The sequence below is a fragment of the Streptosporangium vulgare genome, assembly GCF_042428775.1.
Lineage (GTDB): Bacteria > Actinomycetota > Actinomycetes > Streptosporangiales > Streptosporangiaceae > Streptosporangium > Streptosporangium vulgare.
Genome location: NZ_JBHMBS010000022.1, coordinates 52,429 through 63,858 on the forward strand (window position 1 = coordinate 52,429; position 11,430 = coordinate 63,858).

The window sequence follows — 11,430 nt, forward strand, 5'->3', positions numbered from 1 at the left end:
CCGACAGGAAGTTCGAAAAAATGTCGGTGCTCGGACGTATTATCAGGGTATGGCTGATGTCATGAAGCTCACCGCCCCGCTGACGACCGCCGAGATCGCCGCCCTCGCCCTGTCGATGGCCCATCTGGGGTCGGGTCCGCAGGCCAACGCCGCCCGCAGCGGCCTGCGCCACGCCTTCGAGCAGATGGAGCTCGACGACGACATCGTCGCCACCACCCTGGCGACCCTCACCGAGCCGATGTCCGCCCCGACCGCCGACCGAGCCCGGACGATCGCCACCGCCATCACCTCGGGTCTTGTCATCCGCCTCCACTACCAGGACGTCTCCGGGCGGGTCACCGTCCGCGACGTCGACCCGGTGACCTGCATGGTCCACCGCGAATACTGGTATCTCGTCGGGATGTGCCGCCTGCGCGGCGCGATCCGGGCGTTCAGGTTCGACAGGATCATCGCCACCGAGCCCACCTTCATGCCGGCCCGCCCGCACCGGGCCGAGGCGTTCCTGCCCTTCCAGGGCAAGCGCGCCGCCTGACCGTCACCCCCGCCGGCCTCGCGAGCCGACGGGATTCGTCCGATCTGTCACCCGGCGGTGCGAGCCGGGCCGGGTGGCGGACCTCGGCGAGGAGCCCCTGCCTCGACGGCCGCGGGCCGGGGCTCCGATGGCGGCGCCTAGCCGCAGCAGCCGCCTCCGCAGCACCCGCCGCCACCGCCGGAGGGCTGGGGCGCGGCGGAGGCGCCCGTGGAGCCGCCGGTCACGGCGACCGTGGAGAGCAGCTTGACGGTGTCGTCGTGGCCGTCGGGGCAGAGCGCCGGATCGCCGGAGCGGGCCATCGGGCGGGAGATCTCGAAGGTGGACCCGCAGGCGCGGCAGCGGAAGTCATATCGGGGCATGCCCCAAGGTTACCCAGGTCGCCCGGACCACTCACGCGATGGTGACGGAGGTGTGTTCGCCGGCCTCCCCCACGCTCAGACGAAGGCGCCGGTCTCTCTCAGGCTCAGACGAAGGTGTCGGCCTCTACCACGCTCACGCGAAGGTGATCGAGACGTAGTCGCTGACCGGCCGGTAGCCGATCGCCTGATAGATCGAGTTGGCCGTGGGGTTGGACAGGTCGGTGAAGAGCAGCACCTCGGCGGCGCCCTCGGCGCCCGCCCTGGCGCTCACCGCGTGCGAGACCGCGGTGCCGTAGCCCCTCCCCCGGGACTCCGGGGGCGTGTAGACCGGGCCGACCCGGGACATCCCGCCGAGGGGCACGGAGGCACCGGCGAACGCGACGGGCCGCCCGCCCACCTCCCACACGACCAGCTCCCGCCTGGCGATCCGGCTCGCCACCAGCGCGGTCAGGTCTACGGGGGCGACGCCTTCGGCCTCGGCCTGGAACTCCTCGCTCCACCGGACCAGGAGGTCGAGATCGGCGGCGTCGGCGACGCGGGAGGCCCCGTCCGCGAGGGGGTCCGGGGTGACGAGCGCGTCGAGGCGGTAGAGGCGTTCGGCGCGGCGCTCCGCCTCGGGCCGCCACCAGCAGGCGGCGAACGCCTCGGCCAGCGGGAGCGGGCCGCTCACGCCGGAGATCGCCCTCTCCGCCTCGATCAGCTGGGTGGCGAGTGCCGGAACGACGTCGGAGGGGATCGCGGGGAGCAGGAGGGCGTGGGGAGGAGTCTGGATGGCCGCCGCCACGACCTGGCCGTCACGCTCCAGCCGCCCCAGCAGCGGGTCATCGCCCCACAGGCCGTTGCGTATGGCGCGCAGGACCGTGAGGGGGACGGTGTTGCGAACCGGATCCCGCAGCAGCCACGGCTCCGTCACACCCGTGTACGCCTCGACATCGGAGGTGAAGATCCATGTCATGAGGTGATTGTGCCGATCGTGGATCTTCCACGCCAGTGGGCGGGGCCTGGCGTGCGGGCATGGCAGGGCGTCCGCGGCCGGAAGCGCTCGGGGACAAACCGCCCGGCACGGGCGGGGCAGGACGCCCGTGGCCGTCGTGGCCGCCTCCGGGGAGGCGGCCACGACGGTCCTGTCATCGGATCCCGGCCGCCGGGCCCGCGCTCTTCGCGAGCCCGGCCGTCCGGCCCGCGCTCTTCGCGAGGTGTCCCGGCCCTCAGGCCGCGCTCTCCGCGAGGTAGGGCGCCCACTGGGGGTCACCGACGATGTGCGCGCCGATCAACCGCCAGTGGACGCCGCGTGGCACCACCGGGGCGACGTTGAGCGTCCACCCCAGTTCCTCCAGCATGCGGTCGGCCTTGCGGTGGTTGCACGTCGTGCACGACGCGACGCAGTTCTCCCAGGTGTGGGGTCCGCCTCGCGAGCGCGGGATGACATGGTCGATGGTCTCGGCCCGCTGGCCGCAGTAGGCGCACCGGTAGTCGTCCCGGCGCATCAGCGCGGTCCGGGTCAGCGGGATCCGCGACCGGTAGGGGATCCGAACATATCGTCGAAGCCTGATCACCGAGGGGACGTCGAGCGTGCGGCTCGCCGAACGGAACACGGCGCCCCGCCCGTCACGGTGCACGACGTCCGCCTTCTCCCTGAGCACGAGCACGACGGCCCGGTGCAGGGAGAGGGTGGTCAGGGGTTCGTAGGTGGCGTTCAAGAGCAGGACCTGGCGCATCAGCGGGCCTCTCCCGCCGCACGACGCGTCAATAGGGGGGGCACGCCGATGCGTGCCCCGGCTGGCGGCCCCTCCTGGGGCCCGGGCGCTTCCGTCACGAGGACCTCCGCCGGACGGCCCAGCGGATGCTCACCACGGCACCGTCCTTCACCAAGTTTGGCTGCTGCAACGTGGTTCTCGCCACCCATAAATGACTGGAGAGACACCTGATACGTTTTATGCCCGCATTACCAGTTCTTAACTCCTCCCGCCGCAGATCAGATACGCCGCCCGCGCAATGGCCACGTCCCGCGGCCCGGAGGTCGTAGGGTTCCAGCCATGACGCGACAGCCATACCCTCCAGCCAGCCGTCTCGAGCTCGTCGAGGAGCTCCACGGTGTGCCTGTGCCCGACCCCTATCGATGGCTTGAGGACCCGAACGACCCGGCGACGAAGGACTGGCTGGTGGGGCAGGAGAGGCTGCTGGAGACCGGGCTGGACGCCCTTCCGGGGCGTGAGGGCTTCCGGGCCCGGATCGCGGAGCTGCTCGGCTCGGGGTCGATCGGCGCGCCGACGTGGCGCGGGGAGCGGCGGTTCTTCATGCGGCGCACCCCCGGGCAGGAGCACGCCGTCCTCTACACCGTCGATCCCGGCGGCACCGAGCGGGCGCTGCTCGACCCGATGGCGCTCGACCCGACCGGATTGACCACCCTCGACTCCTGGCAGCCCGACAAGGAGGGCCGCCTGCTCGCCTACCAGGTCTCGGTGGGCGGTGACGAGGAGTCGAGCCTCTACCTGATGGACGTCGCGTACGGCGACCGGATCGAGGGGCCGATCGACCGCTGCCGCTACTCCCCCGTGGCGTGGCTGCCCGGCGGCGAGGCCTTCTACTACGTGCGCAGGCTGCCCGCCACCGAGGTGCCCGAGGGTGAGGAGCAGTACCACCGCCGGGTCTACCTGCACAAGGTCGGCACCTCCACCGAGGAGGACGTCCTGATCTTCGGTGAGGGCCTGGAGAAGACCAACTACTACGGTGTGGCGGTCTCCCTCGACGGCCGCTGGCTGCAGATCTCCGCCTCCAGGGGTACGGCGCCGCGCAACGACCTGTGGGTGGCCGACCTCCAGGCGTCCTCCCACTCCTCGCCCGACCTGGTCGTCGTCCAGGAGGGCGTCGACGCCCAGAGCGCCCTGCACTTCGGCCGCGACGGCCGCCTGTACGTCTTCACCGACCGGGAGGCCCCGCGTGCCCGCGTCTGCGTGACCGACCCGTCCGACCCGCGGTTCGAGAACTGGCGCGACCTGATCCCGCAGGACCCCGAGGCCGTGCTGACGGACTTCGCGATCCTCGACGGCCTCGACCGGCCGGTCATGCTCGTCGGCTGGACCCGCCACGCGATCAGCGAGATCTCGGTCCACGACCTGGTCACCGGCGAGCGCGTCGGCGAGGTGCCGACCCCGGGGCTGGGCACCATCGGCGGCATCAGCGAGCGTCCCGAGGGCGGTCACGAGGCCTGGTTCGGCTACACCGACAACACCACGCCACCGAGCATCCAGCGTTACGACGCCCGCACCGGCGAGACGACGCTCTGGGCGGCCTCCCCCGGGGCCATCGAGGTGCCGGCCGTCGACACCGAGCAGGTGACCTACCGCTCGGCCGACGGCAGCGAGGTCCACATGCTGGTGATCTCCCTCCCCGGCGCCGAGGGCCCGCGCCCCACCATCCTGTACGGCTACGGCGGCTTCGGCATCTCGATGACCCCCGGCTACTCGGCGTCCGTCCTGAGCTGGGTCGAGGCGGGCGGCACGTACGCCATCGCCCAGCTGCGCGGCGGCGGCGAGCAGGGCGAGGAGTGGCACCGGGCCGGGATGCTCTCCCACAAGCAGAACGTCTTCGACGACCTGCACGCGGCGGCCGAGCACCTGATCGCCACCGGCGTGACCACGTCCTCGCGGCTGGCCATCTCCGGCGGCTCCAACGGCGGCCTGCTGGTCGGCGCGGCCCTGACCCAGCGCCCCGAACTGTACGCCGCGGTGGTCTGCTCGGCGCCGCTGCTCGACATGATCCGCTACGAGCTGTTCGGCCTGGGCGCGACGTGGAACGTCGAGTACGGCTCCGCCGAGAAGCCCGACGAGTTCGCCTGGCTGCACGCCTACTCCCCGTACCACCAGGTGCGGGAGGGCGTCTCCTACCCGGCGACGCTGTTCACCGTCTTCCAGTCCGACACCCGGGTCCATCCGCTGCACGCCTGGAAGATGTGCGCCGCCCTGCAGCACGCCCAGGCCTCGGACCGGCCGATCCTGCTCCGCAACGAGGCGGAGGCCGGTCACGGGGCCCGCGCGGTGAGCAAGACCGTCGAGCTCGCCTCCGACCAGCTCACCTTCCTCGCCTACCACACCGGGCTCACCTCCTGAGGGCCTCCTGAGAGCTTGGCGGGGACCTTGGGAGGCGGGCGTCGAGAGGGCGTCCGTGGGGGTGCCGGACGAGAGGGATGCTGGACGAGGGGAGTGCTGGACGAGCTTCCCGGCAGCGGGCGTGACGCCGTGAGACGAGGACGGCCATCGCGTGATCCTTCGAGCCTTCGATACTCCGAGCCTTCGGGCGCGACGTGCGAGATCGGAGGAGAAGGGGGCGATGGCCGTACCGGACGGGGGCGGGCCCCGCGGACGGCCGGTGAACTGTCGGTGGCGGCGGCTAGGGTCGGGGCCGTGAGCGACGCGGCGGCCGAGGGCCTGACCTTCACGGAGAGCGAGCCGGGGTCCTTCCTGCGGCCGTATGTCACGCATCTGTCGGCCTACACCGAGCGGCGCGCCGCTCCCACGCCCCGGCGGCAGCCGCCGTTCGCCGGGGTCGTCATGATCTTCGGGTTCGGCGTGCCGCTCTCGCTGAGCGGCCCCGCGGGGTTCCGGCGGCTGGCCTCGTTCGCCGGTGGCCTGCACGACACCTACGTCGACACCACCACGGCCGGGGTCGCCGAGGGGGTGCAGGTCAACCTCACGCCGCTCGGGGCGAGACGGCTGCTCGGGATGCCCATGCGAGAGCTGACCAACCGGCTGTTCTCGCTGGAGGAGGTGCTCGGGGGCTGGGCCACGGCCACGGTCGAGCGGCTGGCGGAGGCCCCCGGCAGGGCCGCCAGGATCGCCCTGCTGGACGAGGCGCTCAGCGGGCGCATCGACGAGGCGCCGGAGCCGGACCGCCGTGTCGGCTGGGCGTGGAGCCGCCTGGTCGCCACCCGCGGCACGGTCTCCGTGGCCTCGATCGCCGCCGAGCTGGGGTGGAGCCACCGGCACCTGGTCTCCCGCTTCCACGACCAGATCGGGCTGGCGCCGAAGGTCACGGCCAGGGTGTTGCGCTTCGAGCACGCCACCGGCCGTCTGAGGTCCGGCATGTCCCTGGCCGACACCGCCGCCACCTGCGGTTACTACGACCAGGCCCACATGAACCGCGATTTCAGGGCGATGGCCGGGGCCACTCCCCGCGAGCTGGTGCCGCCTCCGCGCGTCCTCGGGTGACCTGGTCAGATTTTTCCAAGCCTCGCCACTCCCGCCGGTGACATCGTGGTGATCACCACACGGGAGGAGAACACATGCGAACGGTGTATCCGCTGGTCCGCTACCGCGACGCGGGCAAGGCCGTCGACTGGCTGGTCGAGGCTTTCGGTTTCCAGGTCCACGAACTCGTCACGGACCCCGACGGGGGCGTCCGCCACGGTGAGCTGATCGTCGGAACCGGGATGATCATGACCGGCACGGGCGAGCCCGGCGGGCCGGGGATCTACGTCGTCGTGGACGACCCCGACGCCCACCACGCCAGGGCCGTCGCGGCCGGGGCGGAGATCACCAGCGAGCCGGACGACAAGGACTACGGCTCGCGTGACTACGCCTGCAAGGATCCGGAGGGCAACGACTGGTACTTCGGCACGTACCGGCCCTGACCCGGTGATCCTCGCACGGCGGGTCCGGCACCAGGCGATCGTGACGGCGATCCTCGCCGGGGAGCCGGAGCGGTGGTTCCGGCGTGGCGGGGCTCGAAGGAGCGATTCCGGAGGGGCGATTTCGGAGCGATGGCTCCGGGACGGCGGTTCAGGGACGGCGGTTCAGGGCGGTGGCGATGTGGGCGATGTGTCGGTCCGAAGGGAGCCGAGAGTGTCGAGGGTGTCGCGGGCCGCGGCGACGGCGGCCTGGCCGAAGCTGATACCGCCGTCGTTCGGAGGGACGGCGCGGTGGGTCAGGACCCGGAGGCCGCGGAGCCGGAGGGCGGCGACGAGGCGCTCCAGCAGCAGCCGGTTCTGGAAGACCCCGCCCGACAGGGCGACCGTGCCGAGGCCGGTGTCCTCCCCGAGCCGCGCGCACACCCGGGCGGCGGAGGCGGCGAGCCCGTTGTGGAAGCGGGCCGCGACGAGCGCCGGAGCCGCCCCGGCGCGGGTGTCCTCGACGACCGCCCGGACGAGGTCAGCGGCCTGGATCGTCACGAGTGACCCCTCGGTGACGGTGCTGGCCGAGTAGGCGCCCTGCTCCGCGGGGTCGGCGCACTGTTCCAGGGCGACCGCGGCCTGTCCCTCGTACGTGACCGTGTCGCGGAGGCCGAGGATCGCCGCCACCGCGTCGAACAGGCGCCCGGCGCTGGAGGTGAGGGGTGAGTTCGTCCCGGCCCCGGCGACCGCGACCACCTCGTCCCAGCGCGAACCGTGGCGGGCCCTGACCGGCAGGTCCCCGGGGAGCGTGTCACCGTACGCCGCGCGCAGGTGCGAGGCCGCCATCCGCCAGGGCTGCCTGATCGCCGCGGCGCCGCCGGGCATCGGCACAGGTGCCAGGCGCCCGGCGCGGGTGAAGCCCACCAGGTCGGCCACCAGGAACTCGCCGCCCCAGATGGTGCCGTCGGTGCCGTAGCCGAGGCCGTCGAAGGCCACCCCGATGACCGGGCCGGTCTCCTGGTTGTCGGCCAGGCAGGAGGCGATGTGCGCGTGGTGGTGCTGGACCCCGGTCAGCTCCACCGAGCCCGGCACCTCCAGGTCGAGGGCGTACTTGGTGGACAGGTATTCGGGGTGCAGGTCGTGGGCGACCAGTGCCGGGGTGATGCCGAGCAGGTGCCGGAGGTGCTCGATCCCCTCGGTGAAGGAGCGCAGCGTCTCGTAGTTCTCCAGGTCGCCGATGTGGGGGGAGACGAAGGCGTGCCCCTGCCTCGCGAGGCAGAACGTGCTCTTCAGCTCGGCGCCGCAGGCGAGCACGGCCCGCCGGGCAGGCGGTGAGAGCCTCAGGGGCTCCGGGGCGTACCCACGGGATCTGCGCAGCGGCACCGTCCTCCCTCGCACGGTGAGGAGTACGGAGTCGTCGGCGCGGACGTGGATCGGCCGGTCGTGGGTCAGGAAGGCGTCCGCGACCCCGGCGAGCCGGGAGAGCGCGTCGCCGTCGCGGTGGGCGATGGGCTCGTCGGAGAGGTTCCCGCTGGTGAGCACGTACGGGCGGGCGAGTTCGGCGGCGAGCAGGTGGTGGATCGGCGTGTACGGCAGCATGAGGCCGAGGCGACGGTCGCCCGGCGCGACGGCCCCGGCCACCGCGGCTCCGGGGCGGCGGGGCAGCAGCACGATCGGGCGCTGGGGGCCGGTGAGCAACCGCTCACCCTCGGCGTCCAGTTCGCACAGCGCCCGCGCGGCACTCAGGTCGGGGACCATGACCGCGAAGGGCCTGTCCTCACGGTGCTTGCGGGAGCGGAGGGTCCGGGTGGCCTCCTCGTCGGTGGCGTCGACCGCCAGGTGATACCCGCCGAGCCCCTTGACGGCCAGGACGCCGCCCGCTCGCAGCACCTCCACCGCGGCCGCGATCGGATCGGCCCCGCCGTCCGGACCCGCACCGGGACGGCCGGGGTGCGAGCCGTCGCCATCCGGGGTACGGGGGTCCGGGCCGCGGAGATGCGAGCCGTTCCGGGTACGGAGGTCCGGGCCGTGAGCATACGAGCCGTTCCGAGCACAGAGGCCGGGGGCGGAGGCGTGGCCGTGGCCGGGACGACCGGCGTCCGGGCCGTGAGCGGGCGAGCCCTCGCCGCGAAGGCCGCCGTCCAGGAGGCGAAGGACCGGGCCGCAGGCCGGGCAGCAGATCGGCTGGGCGTGGAACCTGCGGCCTGACGGGTCGAGATACTCCCGCTCACACTCCCCGCACATGGCGAACCCGGCCATCGTGGTGGCGAGCCGGTCGTAGGGGAGGTCCCGGATGACGGTGAACCGCGGCCCGCAGTTGGTGCAGTTGACGAAGGGGTGGCGGTGACGCCGGTCGGCGGGGTCGAACAGTTCGGCCAAGCAGTCGTCACATGTCGCGACATCGGGTGGGACGAAGGTGAAGCGCCGGGTTCCTCCCCGGCTGGCCGCGATACGGAATCCCCGGTCCCCGCACGCCGGTATCGCGGTGGCCGTCACGCGGTGGATCGCCGCCAGCGGCGGGGCCTGGTCCCTCAGGTCCTCCTGGAAGCGCGCGACGTCGCCGGGCTCCCCCTCGGCCTCGATGAACACGCCCCGGTCGTCGTTGCCCACCCACCCGGACAGCCCCAGGGCCCGCGCCAGGGAATGGACGTGGGGGCGGAATCCCACCCCCTGCACGATTCCCTCGACCCTGATCCTGACCCGGATCCGTGCCCGCGCGCGCCCCGTGCCCATCCCGCCATCCTTCCCACGACCGGCGGGAAGACCTCGGGGGCTCGCATGATCTGGACGGGAAGGTTACGTCGATGATCAGAGCTTTGCCGTTGGTTGTCGAGCCGAGGGTGTCGGGCCTGAAACGGCCAATCGTAATGTGGCGACTACCGTGAAAAATACGGAGCGTCGACATGCCTGGCACACCGAGTACGCGAACAACGCCTCTTTCGCCACCGGCCGTCATACCGGTCACCGAGGCGGCGGTCATCGCGGCCTTCGCGCGGCGGGACCACGCCGGGCACGCCCTCACGGGTGACGTGGAACGCATCGCGTGTGCCGCCCGGGCCATGGCCACCAGGTTCCGCCTCGGTGGCAAGCTGATCGTGTTCGGCGGCGCGGGCACGGACGCCGCGCACATCGCGGTCGAGTTCATGCACCCGGTCATCGTGGGCAAGAGGGCACTCCCGGCGGTGGCGCTGAGCAGCGGCGCCCCGGCAGGCCCGGCGGACGACGAGACGGGCCGAAGGAGCGGGGACGGCGACGGGAACGACGGGGACTTCCGGGAAGGCGGGAGCTCCCAGGAGGGCGAGCGCTCTCGGAAAGGCGGGGGCGGTGGGGGTGGCGCCGAGGTCTTCGCCCACCAGGTACGCCACTGGGCGGACGCCGCCGACACGGCCCTGGGGATCTCCCGTGACGGCCGATGCCCGAGCGTCCTGCGCGGGCTGGAGACCGCCGGAGAACTGGGCCTGCTGACCATCGCCCTCACCGGTGGCGAAGGCCATGGGAACGGAGACGGGACCGGGCACGGGGCCGGGCACAGGAAAGGGAACGGGGAAGGGAACGGCATCACGGCCGGTCCGGCGGGTGACGACCTCCCGGCCGACCACACCTCTACCGGCCGTACTTTGCCCGGCCGCGCCCCGACCGGCCGCGTCCCGACCGGCCGCGCCCTGACCAGTCGCACCTCGACCGGCACCCTCCCGGCCGACCACACCTCGGCCGGCCACGTCCTGGTCGATCACGTCCTGGTCGCCGCGTCCGACGATCCCGCCGTGGTCAAGGAGGTTCACGTCACCGCCTACCACCTGCTGTGGGAGCTGGTCCACGTCTTCCTCGACCGACTCGGCACACCCGGGCGAGGGGTGGACCGGTGAACGGCCCCGAGGACTGCACCGACGGTGTCTGCGTCACCTGCTCCGACCAGGCGCTGCCGATGAACGTGGTCAGGCTGCTGGGGGGAGAGCTGGCGATCGTCGACGCGGGCGGGGTCCTCGAAGAGGTGAGCGTGGCGCTGGTCGACCCGGTGGTGGGCGACACCGTCCTCGTCCACGCCAGGGAGGCCATCGCCGTGATCGCGCACCGGAGCGACAGCGGAAGCGACAACGACGACAGCGACAACCACAACCACAACCACAACGACAGCGACAGCGACAGCGGGAAGGACGGCGATGAGCAGGCTTGACAGAACACCCGCCGAGGCCGTGCGCGGCCTGTACCCCTTCCTGTACGACAACGACAACGACAACGACCAGCACACCCACGACCACGACGAGCACACCGACCGGACCACCGGCCGGACCGACCCCGGAGCAGCGGAGGTGGAAGCCGAAGCCATCCGGTCGGCCGCGGAGAAGACCGGCGAGATCGTACGGCTGCGCGGGCGGATGGGTGCGGAGTCGGCGGCGGAGCTGGCGGCGTGCGCCGAGGAGATGGCCGCGCGGTTCGCCGCGGGCGGAAGGCTGTTCAGCTTCGGCAACGGCGGGAGCAGCACCGACGCCCAGGAGGTCGCCACCGCCTTCCTGCGGCCCTGCGACGGCCCGGCCCTGCCCGCCCTCTGCCTGACCGGCGACGTCGCCGTGGTCACCGCGCTCTCCAACGACGTCGGCTTCGAGGTGGTCTTCGCCAGGCAGCTCGCGGCGCTGGGCCGTCCGGGGGACATCGCCGTCGGCCTGTCCACGAGCGGCGGGTCGGCCAACGTCGTCCGGGCGTTCGAGGAGGCGGCCCGGCGGGGCATGCTCACCGTCGGGCTGGCCGGAGGCGGGGGCGGCAGGCTGGCCGAACTGGCCGAGCGAGGCGTCCTGCACCACCTGTTCGTCGTCCCCTCCTCCTCGGTTCACCGGATCCAGGAGGCGCAGACCACCCTCTACCACGTCCTCCGGGAACTCACCTGGCACGCGCTCGGGCCGGCCCCGACACCGCGGGCGCACAGCCCCGGGTGA

11 protein-coding genes are annotated in these 11,430 nt (G+C 72.5%); 7 read left to right on the plus strand and 4 right to left on the minus strand.

Annotated features, from left to right (window positions below):
• Positions 1–49: 49 nt before the first annotated feature.
• Positions 50–532, plus strand: coding sequence for a helix-turn-helix transcriptional regulator (locus ACFFRH_RS33050; protein ID WP_386161303.1), 483 nt, complete (start codon positions 50–52; stop codon positions 530–532).
• Positions 533–669: 137 nt separating this feature from the next.
• Here the strand turns inward: ACFFRH_RS33050 and ACFFRH_RS33055 are convergent, their stop codons facing one another.
• From ACFFRH_RS33055 to ACFFRH_RS33065, 3 genes are all read right to left on the minus strand, one after another.
• On the minus strand, positions 670–891 hold the full coding sequence (locus ACFFRH_RS33055) for an FmdB family zinc ribbon protein (protein ID WP_344743597.1): 222 nt from the start codon (positions 889–891) through the stop codon (positions 670–672).
• 133 nt (positions 892–1,024) lie between these two features.
• Positions 1,025–1,846, minus strand: coding sequence for a GNAT family N-acetyltransferase (locus tag ACFFRH_RS33060; protein WP_344743596.1), 822 nt, complete (start codon positions 1,844–1,846; stop codon positions 1,025–1,027).
• A 253-nt stretch (positions 1,847–2,099) separates the two neighbouring features.
• Positions 2,100–2,609, minus strand: coding sequence for an HNH endonuclease (locus ACFFRH_RS33065; RefSeq protein ID WP_329084484.1), 510 nt, complete (start codon positions 2,607–2,609; stop codon positions 2,100–2,102).
• 318 nt (positions 2,610–2,927) lie between these two features.
• Between ACFFRH_RS33065 and ACFFRH_RS33070 the strand changes: the two genes are divergently transcribed.
• The 3 genes from ACFFRH_RS33070 to ACFFRH_RS33080 all read left to right on the plus strand — a co-directional run bounded on the left by ACFFRH_RS33070 (position 2,928) and on the right by ACFFRH_RS33080 (position 6,520).
• Positions 2,928–5,000, plus strand: a complete 2,073-nt coding sequence (locus tag ACFFRH_RS33070; protein WP_386161307.1) for a prolyl oligopeptidase family serine peptidase — start codon at positions 2,928–2,930, stop codon at positions 4,998–5,000.
• A 294-nt stretch (positions 5,001–5,294) separates the two neighbouring features.
• Positions 5,295–6,098 (plus strand): helix-turn-helix domain-containing protein, encoded by an 804-nt coding sequence (locus tag ACFFRH_RS33075; RefSeq protein ID WP_386161309.1) that lies wholly within the window; start codon positions 5,295–5,297, stop codon positions 6,096–6,098.
• A gap of 74 nt (positions 6,099–6,172) precedes the next feature.
• On the plus strand, positions 6,173–6,520 hold the full coding sequence (locus tag ACFFRH_RS33080) for a VOC family protein (protein ID WP_386161311.1): 348 nt from the start codon (positions 6,173–6,175) through the stop codon (positions 6,518–6,520).
• Between the two features lie 162 nt (positions 6,521–6,682).
• Here ACFFRH_RS33080 and hypF read toward each other — a convergent pair whose 3' ends face one another.
• Complete coding sequence (gene hypF / locus ACFFRH_RS33085; RefSeq protein WP_386161313.1) at positions 6,683–9,232, minus strand: carbamoyltransferase HypF; 2,550 nt, start codon at positions 9,230–9,232, stop codon at positions 6,683–6,685.
• Between the two features lie 170 nt (positions 9,233–9,402).
• Here hypF and ACFFRH_RS33090 point away from each other — a divergent pair, with 170 nt between their 5' ends.
• Genes ACFFRH_RS33090 through ACFFRH_RS33100 form a run of 3 tightly spaced genes read left to right on the plus strand, consistent with a single transcriptional unit; the run spans position 9,403 to position 11,430 of the window.
• Positions 9,403–10,365, plus strand: a complete 963-nt coding sequence (locus ACFFRH_RS33090) for a hypothetical protein (protein ID WP_386161315.1) — start codon at positions 9,403–9,405, stop codon at positions 10,363–10,365.
• Positions 10,362–10,673 (plus strand): HypC/HybG/HupF family hydrogenase formation chaperone, encoded by a 312-nt coding sequence (locus ACFFRH_RS33095; RefSeq protein ID WP_386161317.1) that lies wholly within the window; start codon positions 10,362–10,364, stop codon positions 10,671–10,673. The genes ACFFRH_RS33090 and ACFFRH_RS33095 overlap by 4 nt, the downstream gene beginning before the upstream one ends.
• Positions 10,660–11,430: a D-sedoheptulose-7-phosphate isomerase gene (locus ACFFRH_RS33100; RefSeq protein WP_386161318.1), complete on the plus strand. Its 771-nt coding sequence runs from the start codon at positions 10,660–10,662 to the stop codon at positions 11,428–11,430. Before ACFFRH_RS33095 ends, ACFFRH_RS33100 begins: the two co-directional genes overlap by 14 nt.